This is a genomic window from Spirochaetota bacterium, assembly GCA_017999915.1.
Lineage (GTDB): Bacteria > Spirochaetota > UBA4802 > UBA4802 > UBA5550 > RBG-16-49-21.
Genome location: JAGNKX010000009.1, coordinates 191863 through 209393 on the forward strand (window position 1 = coordinate 191863; position 17531 = coordinate 209393).

The window sequence follows — 17531 nt, forward strand, 5'->3', positions numbered from 1 at the left end:
ACTTCTGTAATGGCACTCGCAGCCGGCTTTTCCGATGGCATTAAATACTGATTACAGAACTTTCTACTACAATAAGCACGATTTTTGTCAAGTGATTATCATTATTTTTCTAATAAAGTAGGCCCCGTTGTCAACGGGGCGTGCTTTACATCGTCACTGCAATGTCACATGGTCCCCATCAGGCGCTTCACTTCCGTATTAGCTCCGTCCGTCGTCAGCACCTCGCTCCAGATCGCCTTGGCCTTGTCCTTCTCACCCATGGCAGAGTAGTTCTTGCCGATCCATATCTTGGGCGTGGTATCCTTTTCGTCGATTTTTAACGCCTGGCTGAATTGATCGAGAGACTCGCGGTAGAGCGACTGGTTGAAATAAATCTTGCCGAGATTGACGTGGACCAGCTTCCGGATGCCCTCATCCGACGTCCGGGCGAGCACATCCTTATAACTCACGATGGCGCCGGTATACTTTTTCGCTACGCGCTCCGCGGTGGCGTAAAACAGGAGTCCCTGGATATTGTCCTTTACCATGCCGTTCTGGGCCAGGTATTTCAGGCCGAGATCCTCTTTTTTATTAATGATATTGGAAACCGCGAAGAACCTGACGTTCTCAATATCCTTGAGCCTGGCTGAATCGCCGGTCTTTTCGACCATCTCGAAAATATCCCTGGGGCTGTAGAAACCGGTATAAAACGCGGCCTTGGCAAGCATGAAGCTGTGATGATCGTCGGGCGCGTCGTTACCGAGGGCGCATCCCTTCTTGATGTCCCTGATGGCCTTCAGGAACTCCTGCCTCGCTTCCTTGCTGACCTCATCGGTCCTGTCATTGATGAAAAGCTCGGAAAAGCTGCCCGGAAGATAGGTTTCCCCCATCAGGTAGTGGATCTCGCCGGAATGAAAGAACAGGTCAGCATCGACCATGCGCTCCTCTTTCTGCTTTTCGTATAAGTCGGCATAATCGGCCAGGGCTTCCCGCTTTTTGACCAGGTCCTTCATTCTTTTTACCGTGTCGATGCGCTTTTCCAGCTTGTTCTGGCCGTACTTCCAGAAGGCCAAATAATGCCGGTAATTGAAGCCAAGGGCAATAAGGGCGCCTACCAGTATGATAATGCCTAAAAATTTAAAAATCCCGGTGTTCTTTCTTTTGCTTTTATACCTGTCGTACATGCTATGCCGAGCTCCTTACATATTCCCGGAAGGCATTAATGGCCGCATTAATTATATCGGCACCAGGCTCAATTATGAATAATTTAACCGACCCGCTTCCCATCAGAAATACCGCCAGGTGGCTCTTGCCGGCCTTGATGTCGCGGATCCGGTGATAATCGTAGCGGTAGATCTTCTTGCCCATGTAAAAGGTCAATCCCCCCGGCTCGACGCTGATGGTGCCGCTGCCGATACGCTTGATGTTCTTGTATTTTTCCAGGCTGGGATCGATACTTCCCGACTCATTGCCATAATCGATGATGTCAGACTTATCCTCAAACAGGACGGCCTTCTCCTCCAGCCTGGACGGTGCAGCACCGCCGACGGATCGTTTTTCTTCCTGAGAGGGCCCCTTCGCCCCGGCCGGGGCGCTCCTCGGCACCCTCTTTCCGCGGTTACCCGCGCCGCCTCTGGCCGCGGAGGACCCCTGTGATTCAGGGACACCGCCGCTGACCGGAGCCTTATCGGCCTGAGCGCCGACACTGTCAGGATCCGCGGCCACATGGGCCTTATCGCGTCGTCTTTTCGCGTCAAGTATGATGGAGTACAGGAAGATGATAATCCCCAGGAAGATCAGAGCCAATGAAAGGTATAACATAGACTACCAAGCAGTAAAAGTTAGACTTGTTTCAAAATTACTTATTAATTATTGTTCCCCCGCCGCCTTCGGCGGCGGGGGAAATATCATTGATTAGTGATTCTTGAACCGTCAATTATACAATTTTCTTATGCTGAAAACAGACCTGTCAAGAGTTTTTTATTTTCCAGAGGCCGACCTTGAGGTAGGGATTGCCGCGGTGGGTAAAATCCGATGATTCATTGGCGATAAATTCCAGCTCCCAATCCGCCGGGTGAAAGGAGAGGTATTCCTCGCGGGATATCCCATGGGAATTGACCGACGTGAGTACGCGGCCTTTCTCCACCAGGCCGCTGACAAGGTCGAGGGATTCCCGGTAATTTTTTTTCGTGGAAAAGGTCCTTCGCCTGTTCCGTGAAAACGTGGGAGGATCGAAGACGACCAGGGAGAAGGTTTTTCCCTTTTTCCTGAAGCGCCTGATCCATTCAAGGGAATCCCCGTAGATGAAATCCCGCTCGTCGACTTTCAGCCCGTTGAGGCGGTAATTTTCCCTGGCGCGCTCCAGGACCCCCTTTGAAAGGTCGACATTGACCGCGCCGGTGATGCCGTGCCTGACCGCGTGGACCGAAAAAAGAGCTGTATAGCTGAAAAGATTGAGCATGGTATCAGAGGAAGTGTAGTAACCGCCAAGGCGGTCCCGCACTTCCCTCATGTCCAGGAATATGCCGGTGCTCTGACCACCCACCAGGTCGACCAGGGCCAGGATGCCGTTCTGGCGGACGCTGAACCCCTCGGGGGGCTCCGCCCCCTCCAGGACGACGCTCCTCATGGCCGAGGCGATATCCCTCGTGTCGTCGGGCCTGAGCCTGTTTTTCAGGAGGATCCCCTCCGGCCTGGCGGGAAGCATTGGTTCAATGTTTCGGATCGATGATCGAATATCATCGACCGCGGTAATCAGGCCATCGTCAAAAAACTGGACAAGGATATACCGGCCGTACCAGTCGATGGTAAGGCCCGGCATGCCGTCTCCGTCACCGTTGAAGAGGCGATAACAATCGGTGGCGGTGTCTGTAAAAAGCTTTTCTCTTTTGAGAATGGCTTTTTTAAGGAAGGTTTCGATCTGCATCGCACAGGGGAGTTACGGCAGGGCCGTCATCACTTTTTTCATTCGCTCCCCAAGGGCGGCGTAGTCGCCTTTTTTGATCAGGGCGCTGTCGACGATGGAGGACATGCCGACGGATATGACCCGGTCCTGCTTCAGGTATTCAAGGAAATTATCCTGGGTCACCCCGCCCGTCGGGACCAGGTGGAATTCCCTGGCGCGGAACGGCGCGGCCACTGCCTTGATGTATTCGGGGCCGCCCAGCACCGAAACCGGGAAGAGCTTGATCACCGCGCACTTCTTCAGCGCCATGTTCAATTCCGTGGGAGTGGCCACGCCGGGAATGAAGGGACGACCCCGGGAAGCAGCGTAATCGACCAGCTCCATATCCAGGGCAGGGGCGACGCAGAAGGCCACGCCTGCGTCGATGGCATTGCGGAGCGCCTCCATGGTAAGAAGGCTCCCGGCGCCGACCGTCAGCCCGGGAAACTCCCTGAGCACGGCCTTGATGCTCTCAAGGGCTCCGGCCGTGCGGAAGGTTATTTCAATGATATTGATGGAGTGTTTCAGCAGAAGCTCCGCGGTCTTCAGAGCCGACTGGGTGTTGTCAAACTGCGCTACCGGTATGACCCTGTTTTTTTTGAGTATAGATACAAGATCCTGTTCCACCGGCATCGTTCTCCCGCGGATTATTACCCCACCATCGGGTATGAGAGCTCTATCTGGTTTCCGTCCGGATCGAGGAACACGACCGTTTTCCCCTTGCGGATGTCTTCCGGCCCAAAGATGATCTCGATGTCCCGCTCCTGGATCTCATCAACGGCGTCTTCGAAATCCTCCTCGTCGACATAGAAGGAAATCCTGTTCTTGGTGCCATCGGCATTCTTGTAACCCGGCACTTCATAGAGTCCGATGGTGATATCGGCAACCCTGATAAAGGTGATGCCCGGCCCGCTGGCCTTGTCAATGGTATCGAAATCGAACAATTCCTTGTAGAATTTGACCGATTCCTCCAGGTTCGATACGGAGATCCCTATATGGTTTATGCTTTCTATGACTATCATCGCTACCTCGTGTCTGTGTTAAAAAATCTGGTTAAACCAGCCCAGGGGCCGGGAAAATTTCGTAGCCCTGAAGATACTTAAAAGGCGGGAATAATCCCGCCAAACAGTTATATTCTTCAAAACAGGCGGATTATGTCAATCAATATACCGGGATACGGTGAAAAAATGATTGGAACCGGCGCCGTTACTTCTTCCCGTTATCGGAAAAAACCGTGACCTTTTCGAGATAGATGTGTATGACGTCACCCCGGGCGTCCCAATCGAGCTTGAAATTCTTCACCTTTCCCCCAAGGGATAGAAGCATACGGGAACGCTCGGCATCATTCCTGGCGGCATAATCTTTACCAACGGCATTCTTCATTGATTCTACATCCAGGTTTCCGTGGATATAAAGCCACCGGTAGGTCTGGAACACGCACAGGACGCTCCTGTCATCGTTCCCCATCGGGGTAACTATAATGAAATCATTTTCAGTGGTAATTTCCCTGCCCAGGAGTCTCAGGAGAAAAGAGCGCAGCTTGCCTTCATGGTAATGGCGGCTGCCGAAATATCCGTCGTGCCACGACTGGTAGTGCTTCTGCAGAAGAAAAAAATTCTTAACCCCCTCGGACGGCTCCATGGCGCAGAGCCCCGCCGCCGACACCCCATGGCGGCATGGACAGGATCCGGGAACGCCCGCGAAGTAGAGGCCCGCCGCCATCGTGATGACAAGGACGGCGAGCAGCCTGATAGAATTAGAATTGCGCAGCCGGGACTTCATGAGTTACTGGAGCCGCCCCCCTTCCTCGGACTGGGCGTGCATGTCGATCTCGCCGAAGCGTTCCTCGTATTCGCGTATGTTCTGGCTGAGGGCCAGGAGGAACCGCTTGGCGTGGCCCGGCGTCAACACGATCCGCGACATGAGCTTGCCGAACCCCGGGGGCGGCGCCGGGTGCACGAAAATGTAGTCAAACACGAACTCCTCCGGAGAATGGCTTACGTTGGAAAAATTCGAGAATATGCCCATGGCGATGTTCTCGTCGACTTTCACCTCTATCTTTACGTCCTTTTCTTTCTGGTGCATGGTGATCTCCTTGAGCGAATGATGCCGCGCGCATCCGCCGCGACGCGCTTCCCGGCTCGCCGGTCTTGATTTCTGCAAAAACCTATCACCAGCACTGAAAAAAATTCAATAACAATTTACAAATACCGGCGCGAAAAATATAATTGTCCCGGGGATCCGCTCCATCCCCGAGAAAAAGATCAGGTGACGCAGTGAGAATCTTCGCCCTATCCGACATCCATATAGACTACGCCGAAAACAGGGCGTGGATGATGGACCTGTCAAACGACGATTACCGCGACGACATCCTCATCCTGGCCGGAGACATCGCGGACATTCCTGAACTCATAGAAGCGGCCTTCAGGGAGCTGACACGTAAATTCCGGGAGGTGATCTTCGTGCCGGGGAACCACGACCTCTGGACCTACCGGAACGGCATGGCCGATTCACTGGCCGCCTTCGACCACGTGCGGAACATCGCCCGGGAACTGGGCGTACGCATCGAGCCTTACACGGCCGGCGGGCTCACCATCATACCCCTCAACGGCTGGTATGACTATTCCTTCGGTGAACCGTCGGAGGAGCTTTCAATGATGTGGATGGATTACGTGGCCTGCTCATGGCCGGAGGGCTTCGACGAGGGATCGATCACCCGCCGCTTCACGGACATGAACAGGGAGGCGCTCTCGATCAGGAACGACCGGGTCATAACTTTTTCACACTTCATGCCCCGCATCGACCTGATGCCGTCGATCATCCCCGAAAAGAGACGCTTCCTCTATCCCGTCCTCGGAACGACCATTCTGGAAAAACAGATCCGGACCATCGGCCCGCAGGCCCACATCTACGGCCACACCCATGTGAACCGGCGCATCGAGCGGGACGGGATACTGTATATCAACAATGCCTTCGGCTACCCCCGGGAAACGCGCATAACGCGGAAAAGACTGGTGCGGGTGATAGAGATATGATGTCCAAGAACAATGCGGCAGCCAAACTCCTTTTCATCACCGATAACCATCGGGCCCTGTAGTCCTCCTGTAAATAGAGAGGGGGGACACTGTGTTAATAATTGAAAAAAATATTGACATCCAGGGGCCTGATAGTATAAGGGAGACCGGTCGGTCTGTATGCCATGAATGAATCAACCCCTTTGAAAGAACGAATAATAGAAGAATCGCTGAAGCTATTTTCAGTGAAGGGTTATATGAACACCTCCACTTCTGACATCATAGCGGCGGCCGGCACCTCAAAAGGCGGTTTCTATAACCATTTTAAAACAAAGGAAGAGCTGTTTCACGAGATCCTGGGCGCGGCCAGAAGGATATGGCGCGAAAGGAACCTCCATGGACTGGATGCCGAACCCAGGCCACTTGAAAAAATCCGCCTGCTCCTTGAAAACTATCGTGACAGATACCTTGCCGATTCAAAGAACTTTCCGGGCGGCTGCATATTCGTCAATCTCGTTGTGGAGCTGAGCGATCAGGCTCCCCCGCTCGCGGATGAAGTCAATGAAGGATTAGTCCGTCTGGGCTCCATGATCAAACGGCTCCTGGATGAAGAAAAAACAGCGGGAGGGCTCAGCCGTTCAGTGAACACCGCGGATGCCGCCAACCTCATATTCTCCGGACTACTCGGCGCCTGCGTGCTGTACACCTCGGACAAATCCTTGAAGCGGCTCAATTCCACGATTGTTTCGTTAATTGCATACCTGCGGAGCATGGATTCACGGAGGTAAACTGACAATACAGCAAGTTGGGAATTTTCTTCTATACTATTAAAGGGAGACCGGTCGGTCTCAAACAAATCATTCAGGAGGATGTTTATGGCAGACAATACATACCGAGCGCTTGTGGTCAGGGAATCAGCGGATGGAAAATTCACCTGCGCTATCGAGAACCTGACGCCCGACAGCCTGCCAGCCGGGGACGTGCTGGTGCGAATACAATATTCGTCGTTAAATTATAAAGACATGCTTTCCGCCTCGGGCAACAGGGGCGTCACAAAAAAATATCCGCACACGCCGGGTATCGACGGAGCCGGAATTATCGAGCAGAGCGGCTCGCCGGAGTTCAAGCCCGGTGAGGAAGTGATCGTCACCAGCTATGACCTTGGCATGAACACTTCCGGAGGGCTCGGACAGTACATACGAGTCCCCGCCTCCTGGGTCGTAAAAAAGCCGGCGAATCTCTCCCTCCGCGAAAGCATGATCTTCGGAACGGCCGGGTTCACCGCCGCCCTCTCGGTGCTGAGACTTGTCGATTACGGGATCAAAGAGGGCAGCGGCGTACTCGTAACGGGAGCCACCGGAGGAGTGGGGAGCGTGGCGGTGTCCATCCTCTCCCACGCCGGCTACAGGGTAACCGCGGTTAACGGCCTGAACGACGAAACTGACTTTCTAAAGAAAATCGGAGCCTCCGAAATCATTCCCATACCCGATCCGGCGGAATCCTCCGGAAAGCCCATGCTTAAGGATAAATGGGATGCGGCCGTTGATACGGTCGGCGGGAACCTGCTTGTCTTCGCCCTGAAATCGGTGAAGGCAAACGGCGCCGTGACCTGCTGCGGCAACGCGGCCTCCGCGGACATCTCCCTTACCGTTTATCCGTTTATTCTTCGCGGCATCGCCCTGTTCGGCATCGATTCGCAGAACTGCCCCATGGATCGCAGACTCAGGGCATGGAACATGCTGGCGGAAAAATGGAAGTTCCCCTGGGTCGAAACGCTTGCCGCGGAGATCAACCTTGACGGCGTGATATCCCAGATCGACAGGATAAGGGCCGGAAGCCACCGGGGCAGAATAATCGTAAACATGAAGGATTGAATTTCCTATCAGCCATGTACCAAAAGTCCCGGAGGAACAGTATGAGTAGTGAATCCATGTTTATGGAACGAAGAGGACCGGTGGCCATCGTTACCATCAACAGGCCTGAGAAGATGAACGCCTTTGACGAGCAGATGTTTGCCGGCCTGGAAGACGTGACGATCGAACTGAAATCACGCCTTCCCCGCGCCGTCGTGATCACCGGGGCGGGCGGGAAGTCCTTCAGCGCGGGCTTCGACGTAAATCCGGCCAACCCCATGGTCAAGCGCATTGTGGACGCGGCATCCAAAAAAGATCCGGAGCCGGCAAAAGAGCTTATCCGCGCCATCAGGAGGGCCGTCGACGGGTTTGCGAGCCTCCCGGTACCACTGATCGCGGCTGTCAACGGAATCGCCTACGGCGGAGGCGCCGAGCTGGCGATGAGGTGCGACATACGGGTGCTTGATCCCGGCGCAGTCATATGCTTTTCCGAAGCAAAGCTCGGCCTCATGCCTGACTGGGGCGGAGGGACCGCGCTGACCGGGATCGCCGGGCCGTCGCTAGCCGCCGAATTGATTCTCACGGGAAGAAAGGTCGGCGCCGAGGAGGCCCTTGCCAGGGGACTGGCAAATCGCATTAGCGCCGGGGGCCGCGCCCTCGATGAAGCGATAACAATGGCCGAGATGATAGCGTCTAACGGCCCCCGCGCCGTCAGGCACGCCCTTGCGCTTATACGCGCCAGGGCGGACCAGACAGGCAGCGCGTCCCTGGAAATGGAAGCGGAACTCGCTGCGGAGCTGGTAGCGTCAGGGGAATGTTTCCACGGCGTCGGGGCGTTTCTGGAAAAAAGGAAACCGGAGTTCCCAGATATTGTCTGATAATATAGCAAAGATAGTTATCGGCCTTTACATTGGCAGTGACCGTGACAACCGATAACTATCGGTCAGGATAGAGGAGCCTCGTGTTCCTGCCGGTCAGCGTCACGGCTCGCCGCCGCGACAGGAGCCGCGCGAACACGAAAGCCGCAACCCGGTTCACTGTACCGGCTATAACAGAGGGGCGTTTTCCCAGGGCCTCCAGCGCCTCGGCCACGACCTGCGCCGGCTCCATGAAGGGCATGCCCGGCACGTTGTCAATGTTCGCCCCCGATTTCGCGAAGGCCGGCGTGTTGGTGGCGCCGGGACAGAGAGCCAGGACATCGATGCCGTATCCGCGCAACTCGTCCCACAGGGCCTCCGCAAGGATGAGGTTAAAGGCCTTGGTGGCGGCGTAGTTCGCCACGATGGGCGTGCCCTGCATGGCGGAGCTTGACGATAGGAATATTATGCCGCCCCTGCCCCGCTCCACCATGGCGGGACCGACCTCCCGGGTCAGGATCATGGAGGCGCGACAGTTCACTTCCACGGCGAGGACCAGGTCTTTCATATCGGTCTTCATGAACTCCCCTGCCGATCCCCATGCAGCGTTGTTAACCAGGAGGCCGATGGATATATCCCTTATAACCGGACGGACTTTCTTCATGAAATCGGTTTTTGAAAGGTCCGCGCTGACACAGCGCACGACGGTGCCGTACTGATTCATCAGCTTCCCGGCATGCTCTTTCATCATGGCAGCCTGCACATCGACGATCACCAGGTTGAGGCCCATGGCGGCCAGCTGTCGGCCGAACTCGGCGCCGATTCCCGACGCCCCGCCGGTGATGATGGCCCAGGGGCCGTATTTGTTTGCCAAGGCTCCATGATCCATTGCTTTCCTCCTGTTACTGTCAGCGTTTGTGATATGAAGGGGCCGGGAAAATGTAAAGGAATAATTACACCTATTAAGATGCATAATAATTGATGCTATAACAGTACTGGGTGATAATTCTCTTATTTTTTTATTGCAATAAACGGATAGAGTGATATGATGCTAAGGAACTGTATTAAGAATACGATCATTGGCTGGCAACATGAAACAAAGACACGCACTCCTGGTCCCGTTACTCATTCTCCCGCTGGCGATTGCCTCATGCCGCATCGTGGAAGTGTCAAGCATGCCCCGCACTATCACCATGACGATCGCATCGAAAAATCCGGCACAATACAAGCTCCTACAGCTGAAGGCGTCGGGAAAATTCGAGGAGGTGAAACCGGAAAAGGCCGGAACCTACCAGATAAGAATCCCGGCCATGGACGGGGGATACTCAGAGTTCCTCCTTGTCAAGTACAACAAGCATATCCCCGAGGACTATCCTGTGATTCAGGTGGTGAAAGGCGGGAAGGTGCTGAAGGAGCTGTCCATCAACGACATGGAGAGGCTGCCTCAAAAAAACGGGCAGAAACTGCTGACGCCGGAATAGCCCGTCATCTTCATAAAACAACCCGCAGCAAGCCGCGGGTTATTTTGTCGGATAATATTTTTCTCGCGCCGCTATCAGCCCCCGCGCCCATTGTTTCAGAACCGTCGGGGCGCTCCGCTTATTCCAGGACCGCTCCCTGGGCGGCGGAACTGACGAGCCTGGCGTAGCGGCGCATATAGCCTGAGGGAATTTCCCTCGGCACCGGCTTCCACTCCTTAACGCGCTTCTGGATTTCCTCATCGGTAAGATTGACCGTGATGCTCCGCCCGGGGATATCGATGGTGATCAGATCGCCGTCGCGCACCGCCGCTATGGGCCCGCCGGCCACCGCTTCCGGCGACACGTGGCCGATGCAGGGACCCGACGAGTATCCGGAAAAGCGCCCGTCGGTGATAAGGGCGACCCGCCTGAGCTTGAGAAGCTTCAGCATGATGGTGACCATCAGCGTTTCCGGCATTCCGGGCCCGCCCCGGGGCCCCTCGTTGCGAATAACCACGGCCTCGCCCTCCTTGAGGGTCCTTTCGTGTATGGCCTTCAGGCAGTCCGCTTCCGATTCGAAGACCCGGGCCGTGCCGGTGAAGACACGCATGTCCTCCACCACGGCCGACTGCTTCACCACGGCGCCGTCCGGCGCCAGGTTCCCATACAGGACCACCGTGCCGCCCTCGGGCGAATGGGGATTGGACTTGTCGGGAATGATCTCCTCGTCGATCACCTTCGCAGCGGCCGCGATCTCCCCGATGGTGGCCCCGGTGACCGTGATGGCGTCGCCGTGGAGATCGTTTTTAAGACGGCTCAGCACCGCCGGGATACCGCCGGCAATATAGAACTCGGTTATGCCGTGAGGGCCGTTCGGGGTGATGGCGCAGAGCGTCGGTATCTTTTTCGCAAAATCATTGAAAGCCTTGAGGGGCAGCTCCATCCCGATGGCACGGGCTATGGCCGGAAGGTGCAGGGCCGAGTTGGTGGACCCGCCGATGGCCAGGTCCACCATGAGGGCGTTCTCGATCGCCTTCATGGTAAGGATCTTGTCCGAGGTCAGGCCCTCCTCAACCATGGCGACGATGCGCTTCCCCGCCTGGCGGGCGAACATCAACTTCTCCGTGCCGTAGGCCGGGGAGTTCGCCGAGCGCGGTATCGAAAGGCCCAGCGCTTCCGTGAGGCACTGCATGGTGTTAGCGGTGCCCATGAACTCGCAGGCGCCGCAGGTTGCGCACTGGTTCGTGGCCATCTTGTCCATCAGGTCCGTGTACGATTCCTGGTCCACGCTCCGGTTGCTGCGGTTCCGGTACCTGACCTGCATTGAGTTGGGCCCGCCGGTAATGAAGATAGACGGGATCTTCAGCCGCGCAGCGGCCATGATCATGCCGGGGATGATCTTGTCGCAGCTGGCGATAAAGACCAGTCCGTCATAGAGCATGCTGCGGGTGTGCGTCTCCACGATGTCGGCGATCAGGTCGCGCTGGGCCAGGACAAAGCGCATCCCCTCGTGGCCTTCGGTCATGCCGTCGCAGGGGGCGGGCACGCTGAACTCAAAAGGAAGGCCCCCGCCGGCGTGGACACCCTCCTTGACCCGCTCCGAGATCGTATCGAGATGGGCGTGGCCCGGATTTATGTCCGTCTGGGAATTGACGATGCCAATGATCGGCTTTTCCTTGAGCTCTGTTATCTCGTATCCGGTGCCGTAGAAAAAATTTCCGCGGATAAGGTTCAGGGGAAAATCCTTTTCGTTGAAAATGGGGGCGCTCTTGGGCTTCTTCATGCTCTTCTCCTTGGAGTTTTTACTCCCCCTCCCTTGAGGGGAGGGGTTAAAGAACTTTATTATATTTCATTTATTACAAAATCGGGCCTGCCGCCGTTCAGCACATTCACCACGTTCCTGACCGCGGCGGTGATTATCCTCATCTTGGCTTCCTGGGTCACGCCGGCAATGTGCGGCGTCAGCACCACGTTTAACCCCTCCAGCTTGAGGAGGGGATTTCCCATGGGGACCGGCTCCTCCGAAAAAACATCAAGGGCCGCGCCCGCCAGGCGCTTTTCCTTCAGGGCAAGGGCTAGGGCCTCCTCGTCCAGCACTTCGCCGCGGGCCACGTTAATAATGAACGCCGACGGCTTCATCAGGGCAATCCTGCCGCCGCTTATCATCCCCCGGGTTTCATCGGTGAGGGGACAGTGGATGCTGATGATATCCGCGGTTTTCAGGAGGTCCTCCATCCCGCTGTACGCGGCATGGCACCCGGCCTCATCATCCCCGCTCATCTTCGCCACATCGTAGTATGCCATGCGGACGCCGAAGGGGAGCAGCCGCTCCGCCACGGCCCTGCCGATCCTCCCCATGCCGATGAGGCCCCAGAGCTTTCCCTGCAATTCACCAGCGCCGATATCCATCTGGCGCCACTCCCCAGCCACCGTGGTCCGGTGGGCCACCAGGAGGTTCTTCACCATGCAGAGGGCCGTCATCACGACATGTTCGGCCACGCTCACGGTGTTGGCGCCGGCGGTGTTGGCCACGGGTATCCCCGCATCGGTGCAGGCCTGGACATCGATATTCTGGTAGCCGACGCTCGGCTGCTGTATCAATTTCGCCTTTGTACAGGCCCGGGCCATGTCAGCGGTGATAGTTTTATTGAAGGTAAAATCTCCGAAGATGACATCGGCATCCCTGAACAGCTCTATGATATCACTGTCAGGCAGATGGTTTGCCCCGATGACCTCCACGTCTTCTGGATTGGCAATGCCGTTGTTCTTTATCATCAGCATCAACAGCTCGGGGCCGAGGGTCGAAAGGGACACTACTTTTTTCTTCACCATGATCCTCCAGGAATGTATGTATTGCCGGCCGGTAAAGATTGTTATCCTTTATGAAATCCAAGCTGTGCTGAAATCTGGGAGCTCACGTAGCACACCGCGCTTATGATCTCCTCCCGCTTTGTTTCAATGGTATGGGCGTTCCCGGATACGGAAAAGGCGGCCATGCACTGCCCCTTGTTGTTGAATACAGGGCCGCTCACGCAGGAGAGGCCCGTCAGCGACTCCTCCCGGTCAAAGGCGACACCATCGCCGCGGACCCGGTCCAGCTCCGCCAGGAAATCGGCCCGGTTGTCAATGGACTTCTCCGTAAGCTTCGGATAGGCGCACCCGGCCAGCACTTCGTCACGCCGCTCCTGCTCCATGAAGGCGAGAAGGATCTTACCGACCCCCGACGTATGAACGGGAATCACAGTGCCGGCCTGGGGGAATATCATGTAGCGCGACGCCGGATCCGCCCGGAGGACAATGACCACTTTCACGCCAACCATCATGCCCACGTGGATCGCTTCGTCAAACTGACGGCAGAGGCGGTCCATCCAGTCCCGGGCGATTACCGCCAGGTCCATGTTGGCGATAAATCTCATACCGAGCTGGAAAAGGGCGGGACCGAGCATGTATTTACTTGTTACAAAGTCCTTTTCGAGATAGCCGATCTCCTCCAGCGTGCGCACCAGGCTCTGGACCGTAGGCTTGGGAAGCTCCAGTTTTTTCGCAATATCGGTGATCCCGAATAGCTTGCTCTCCTGGGTAAAAAGATTCAGGATATTGGCGGCTTTTTTTAATGATTGGATCGATCCAGGCATGAACTCTCTTCCCGATGTTTACTCTGACACCTTTATTATATCAAATAAGAAATGAAAGAATTGGTGTATGATATTATCATACTCTATATTATAATGTCATATCTACTGTTACAATGTCAATAACAATTAATTAATAATTATCTTCGATCAGGTGTCAGAGTAAAAATTAAAATTTTTAACCAGACACCCTGCATGTTCGTTCGCCTTTGCGACATTCAGCCAAGTTCTCTCAATTACTACGAATCAGCTTTCCGACTCCGACGGAATTTTAAAAAGAGAAATAAAAAAACGGTCACGGTTTATAAACATGGGCGACAAAAATGAAATAATGTGGGATAAAAATAGCAAGTAAACTAATGCAATAAAGCCCCTTTTCAGGGGCTTTATTGCATTATTGGGGATTTGTGGTTCTCCATAAATTTTAACAGAATGATTTTAAATTTAAAAAAAGGGGTCCTGTAAATATGAATATAGGGATATATATGCGTGTATTAGTAGCACTTATGCTTGCTGCAACGCTGAGCTTCACTTCCTGTAATAATGTAGAGGATGACAACAGCTCGTTTCTGCTACTGCTTCTGGGCGGAGGCGGATCGACCGGTAATACGGTTATAAACATCGCCGCAATGAGTGGTGTCACCGCACCGGTTCTTGGTGCGATACCGGTGACAACAATTTCAGAAACCGCCCAGTATACGGGCACAGTTGCCTGGGACGGGGGCTGGGCATGGTCAACGCGTTTTGGCGGCGACAAAGCCTACACGGCAACCATTACCCTGACAGCCAAATCAGGATATACCCTGACCGGGGTATCATCGAATTTTTTTACCGTGCCGGGGTCAACGAGCGTCACAAACAGCGCCGACTCTGGCGTTATAACCGCGGTATTCCCCGCGACAGCAGCAGTAGCTGTCGGTGAAGCTGCTTTAGGCGGAAAGGTGGCTTATATTCTGGCTACTGGAGACCCTGGATATGTTGCGGGCGAACAGCGCGGTCTCATTGCCGCGAGTGGAGATCAGGGTGTATCAATTATTTGGGCGATAGCGGCATATCAAGCAACAGCAGTTGGTGGAACAGGCACCGCTCTGGGGACCGGCTTGTCAAATACCGTTAAGATAATCGCCCAGAATGGTACAGGCAGCACCTATGCGGCAGGACTGGCCCGCGCATGTATTGACGGAGGCTACACAGACTGGTACCTGCCGTCCAAAAATGAATTGGGCAAGCTCTATGATAATAGAGGCTTGATTGGCGGTTTCGCCGAGGATTTCTACTGGAGCTCGTCTGAGTACGGAGCCAGCTCCTCGTGGTTCCAGACTTTTCTCAATGGCTTCCAGAGCGATACAGCTAAGGGATTAACATGCAGGGTTCGGGCTGTTCGGGCTTTTTAGCAATTCAATAATTCAAAGATGGTCGAGAAACCCTTCAATATTACACGGCACTTTACCGGATGTTAAATTTCAAGACGCCTGTCCAGAACTTTTTACTTGTCACAAGGCTTCACTAGTGCCATAATCATTTCAGATTAAAGGCATTGTGTCACCTGGTCACTGGTAGAACAAGGACCTTTTTCCTATAGATGAAAAAATGAAATTTGATAAACATATTTTCCGGGTAAATAAGTAAAATGTTGAGCAATTATGATATACATCAAGCATGCGCTGACGATTTGAGATTTCTTTCGGAAATCGAGCTTGCTGCCACTGAGATATTTCCTGAAGGGTCTCTTCCTGACAATATCAGGAGTGAGACGCTTCCTTTATATATCCTTCAGGCAGCATTAAGCAAAGGCTGTTTGTGGGTTGCATCTGATAGCATGAACAGGCCTGTGGGTTTCATAGTTCTAAGAGTAATAAAAGACATTGCGTACATTATTGAGCTTGATGTCCATCCTGACCATCACCGAAAAAGTATTGGAAAAGCCCTTATCGAAGCTGCCACCGTTTGGGCCAGAGCGCAGAAATTAAGCGCTCTGACGCTGACAACATTTTCAACAGTACCCTGGAATGCGCCTTATTATGAAAGGCTCGGTTTCAGACGCCTTGAAGAGTATGAACTTGAAGGTAATCTGGCCGCACAACTTGAGGATGAGGACAAAAGGGGACTCAAAGACCGCGTTGCAATGAGGCTCAATTTGAATAAATAAAGCCTGAAATTACGGGTAACGGATGCTCATATGATACGTCTGATAATAACAATAGCAGTTGTACTGGTTGTGTTTGAGGTGCTTAGGCATCATGCGCCAAATTTAAAAGACACCTGTCCGGGGCTTTTTGCTTGTCTCGAGGCTTCAGTAGCGCCATAATCATTTCAGATTAAAGGCAATGTGTCACCCGGGCGCTGGCAGCACAAGGACGCTTTCCTGGATGATATACTACAAGCTTGCAAATCGTTTCCGAAGTCGATCCCTTGATTCAGCCGGATCCGCCACAACAAGGCGGGTCCCGGCCAGGACATCCATGAATCCCACCTCATTGTTATAACGGGGAACCACGTGGAGGTGAAGGTGCGGAATGCTGGCGCCGCTGCTATGGCCAAGATTGTAACCCACGTTGAAACCTTCGGGCCCGAATTCATCGGCAAGTATATCGATAGTATCCGCCAGCAGGCGATGGTAATTTACCGCTTCATCGTCGGAAAGATCGCGGAGGTTTTCAACATGCCGTTCGGGGAAAATCATCAGGTGGCCGGGATTGAACGGATACAGGTTGACCGAAACGATGAAGCCGTCCCGGCGCGCCACCTCGAAGTTCTTTACATCCGGATTGCCGTCCCTGATGGCGCAGAGGATGCACTCCACCCTGGGCTTGTCGCCCTTGACATATGAAAGCTTATCGGTGTTGAATAAATGATTTCTCATAGCGATGATACGACAGTATGATAGAGCCGGCACCGGCCATCAGCCGCCGTGGCGGACGCCGTCAGATTTTCCGCTTCCCGTACATGATGATCGAATAGGTTGTGATCCCGATAACAATGGCCACGCCGAACACGAGCATGGCTATGTACAGCATGTCGAGACGCTTGATAGAGGCCACCTTCAACCGGGTATCCGAGTCAAGGCTCTCTATTTCCATATCAAGGATCTTCTTGGTGGTCTCCATGTCCTCGCGGGAGAACACGTGCACGAACTGGTGGAACAGGTGCCTGGCGTGATTGACCCTTTCCCGCAGCTTCTTGACCTCGCCCTGCTTCTCCGTGATGTAATTGATATTCTTGTCGATGGCGTTAAAACTCCTGTCGATCCCGGCTATTGTGGCTATAATGTTCTTTGAGTAATCGGCGGGATGGCAGGTGGTGCACGATGACACGGTGATGACGTCAATTGACGAGCGCTGAATGTTATGGGTTCCATGGCAGGAATTACACCCCGGTTCGCCGGATTTCAGCACCGTCTGATAGTGCGGCCCCCGCTTGAACTGTTCCAGGGCCAGGACATGGCAGCCCTCCCTGCCGCAAAATTCTGATATCGTCTTCTTATTCGGTTTGCCGATAAAATTCGCCTCTTTGCTCTTCGCCCTTACCTTGTCGTCGGTCGTGGGATCGCCGCCGTGACAGTAGGAGCATTTTTTTCCGGCGGTGGCGTGGACGCTCTTCGACCATTGATCCACGGGTTTTTTCAGGTTCTCCTTATCCAGTGATTCATGGCAGCGGGCGCAGTTGTCCTTCTCGACGGCCTTATCAGGCCTCTTTTTCTCATCACCATACAGCGACGGGCCTGACGCAGCCACAAGGACAAGGCATAGGATTGGAAGTTTGAAAAGAGTGTGTATCATATGTTAAATGGCT

20 protein-coding genes are annotated in these 17531 nt (G+C 54.1%); 7 read left to right on the top strand and 13 right to left on the bottom strand.

The features are described from left to right. Positions 1-164: 164 nt before the first annotated feature. From KA369_14520 to KA369_14550, 7 genes are all read right to left on the bottom strand, one after another. Positions 165-1163, bottom strand: a complete 999-nt coding sequence (locus KA369_14520) for a hypothetical protein (protein MBP7737190.1) — start codon at positions 1161-1163, stop codon at positions 165-167. 1 nt (position 1164) lies between these two features. Beyond that, positions 1165-1785 carry a hypothetical protein gene (locus tag KA369_14525; GenBank protein MBP7737191.1) on the bottom strand — a complete coding sequence of 207 codons (621 nt, stop codon included), beginning with the start codon at positions 1783-1785 and terminating at the stop codon, positions 1165-1167. Between the two features lie 163 nt (positions 1786-1948). After that, positions 1949-2905 (bottom strand): class I SAM-dependent rRNA methyltransferase, encoded by a 957-nt coding sequence (locus KA369_14530; GenBank protein ID MBP7737192.1) that lies wholly within the window; start codon positions 2903-2905, stop codon positions 1949-1951. Positions 2906-2917: 12 nt separating this feature from the next. Continuing rightward, positions 2918-3550 (bottom strand): bifunctional 4-hydroxy-2-oxoglutarate aldolase/2-dehydro-3-deoxy-phosphogluconate aldolase, encoded by a 633-nt coding sequence (locus KA369_14535; GenBank protein ID MBP7737193.1) that lies wholly within the window; start codon positions 3548-3550, stop codon positions 2918-2920. Positions 3551-3573: 23 nt separating this feature from the next. Further along, a complete protein-coding gene (locus KA369_14540; protein ID MBP7737194.1) occupies positions 3574-3945 on the bottom strand; it encodes a VOC family protein in 372 nt (123 codons plus the stop codon). Positions 3946-4129: 184 nt separating this feature from the next. Beyond that, complete coding sequence (locus tag KA369_14545; protein ID MBP7737195.1) at positions 4130-4705, bottom strand: hypothetical protein; 576 nt, start codon at positions 4703-4705, stop codon at positions 4130-4132. Positions 4706-4708: 3 nt separating this feature from the next. Continuing rightward, positions 4709-5086 (bottom strand): DUF3467 domain-containing protein, encoded by a 378-nt coding sequence (locus KA369_14550; GenBank protein ID MBP7737196.1) that lies wholly within the window; start codon positions 5084-5086, stop codon positions 4709-4711. Between the two features lie 113 nt (positions 5087-5199). Between KA369_14550 and KA369_14555 the strand changes: the two genes are divergently transcribed. The 4 genes from KA369_14555 (at position 5200) to KA369_14570 (ending at position 8668) form a co-directional block, all read left to right on the top strand. Continuing rightward, positions 5200-5958, top strand: coding sequence for a metallophosphoesterase (locus KA369_14555; GenBank protein ID MBP7737197.1), 759 nt, complete (start codon positions 5200-5202; stop codon positions 5956-5958). Between the two features lie 182 nt (positions 5959-6140). After that, the gene (locus KA369_14560; protein MBP7737198.1) at positions 6141-6725 is read left to right on the top strand and encodes a TetR/AcrR family transcriptional regulator; all 585 of its coding nucleotides are present in this window, start codon (positions 6141-6143) and stop codon (positions 6723-6725) included. 87 nt (positions 6726-6812) lie between these two features. After that, a complete protein-coding gene (locus KA369_14565; protein MBP7737199.1) occupies positions 6813-7811 on the top strand; it encodes a YhdH/YhfP family quinone oxidoreductase in 999 nt (332 codons plus the stop codon). A 41-nt stretch (positions 7812-7852) separates the two neighbouring features. Further along, positions 7853-8668, top strand: a complete 816-nt coding sequence (locus KA369_14570) for an enoyl-CoA hydratase/isomerase family protein (protein ID MBP7737200.1) — start codon at positions 7853-7855, stop codon at positions 8666-8668. Between the two features lie 58 nt (positions 8669-8726). Here KA369_14570 and KA369_14575 read toward each other — a convergent pair whose 3' ends face one another. Continuing rightward, entirely contained in the window at positions 8727-9536 is an 810-nt protein-coding gene (locus KA369_14575) for an SDR family NAD(P)-dependent oxidoreductase (GenBank protein ID MBP7737201.1), read from the bottom strand. Positions 9537-9738: 202 nt separating this feature from the next. On the opposite strand from KA369_14575, the gene KA369_14580 reads away from it, so the two are divergent. After that, positions 9739-10128 carry a hypothetical protein gene (locus KA369_14580; protein ID MBP7737202.1) on the top strand — a complete coding sequence of 130 codons (390 nt, stop codon included), beginning with the start codon at positions 9739-9741 and terminating at the stop codon, positions 10126-10128. A 118-nt stretch (positions 10129-10246) separates the two neighbouring features. Here the strand turns inward: KA369_14580 and KA369_14585 are convergent, their stop codons facing one another. The 3 genes from KA369_14585 to KA369_14595 are packed head-to-tail and all read right to left on the bottom strand — an operon-like array spanning position 10247 to position 13742. Continuing rightward, positions 10247-11890: a dihydroxy-acid dehydratase gene (locus KA369_14585; GenBank protein MBP7737203.1), complete on the bottom strand. Its 1644-nt coding sequence runs from the start codon at positions 11888-11890 to the stop codon at positions 10247-10249. 59 nt (positions 11891-11949) lie between these two features. After that, a complete protein-coding gene (locus KA369_14590; GenBank protein MBP7737204.1) occupies positions 11950-12936 on the bottom strand; it encodes a 2-hydroxyacid dehydrogenase in 987 nt (328 codons plus the stop codon). Between the two features lie 44 nt (positions 12937-12980). Then, positions 12981-13742, bottom strand: a complete 762-nt coding sequence (locus tag KA369_14595) for an IclR family transcriptional regulator (protein MBP7737205.1) — start codon at positions 13740-13742, stop codon at positions 12981-12983. Positions 13743-14206: 464 nt separating this feature from the next. Here KA369_14595 and KA369_14600 point away from each other — a divergent pair, with 464 nt between their 5' ends. Together KA369_14600 and KA369_14605 are read left to right on the top strand one after the other, a co-directional pair. After that, on the top strand, positions 14207-15133 hold the full coding sequence (locus KA369_14600) for a DUF1566 domain-containing protein (protein ID MBP7737206.1): 927 nt from the start codon (positions 14207-14209) through the stop codon (positions 15131-15133). 278 nt (positions 15134-15411) lie between these two features. Next, positions 15412-15888 (top strand): GNAT family N-acetyltransferase, encoded by a 477-nt coding sequence (locus KA369_14605; protein MBP7737207.1) that lies wholly within the window; start codon positions 15412-15414, stop codon positions 15886-15888. Positions 15889-16116: 228 nt separating this feature from the next. Here the strand turns inward: KA369_14605 and KA369_14610 are convergent, their stop codons facing one another. Together KA369_14610 and KA369_14615 are read right to left on the bottom strand one after the other, a co-directional pair. Continuing rightward, positions 16117-16602: an HIT domain-containing protein gene (locus KA369_14610; GenBank protein MBP7737208.1), complete on the bottom strand. Its 486-nt coding sequence runs from the start codon at positions 16600-16602 to the stop codon at positions 16117-16119. A 61-nt stretch (positions 16603-16663) separates the two neighbouring features. Continuing rightward, positions 16664-17518: a hypothetical protein gene (locus KA369_14615; protein MBP7737209.1), complete on the bottom strand. Its 855-nt coding sequence runs from the start codon at positions 17516-17518 to the stop codon at positions 16664-16666. Positions 17519-17531 lie beyond the last annotated feature (13 nt).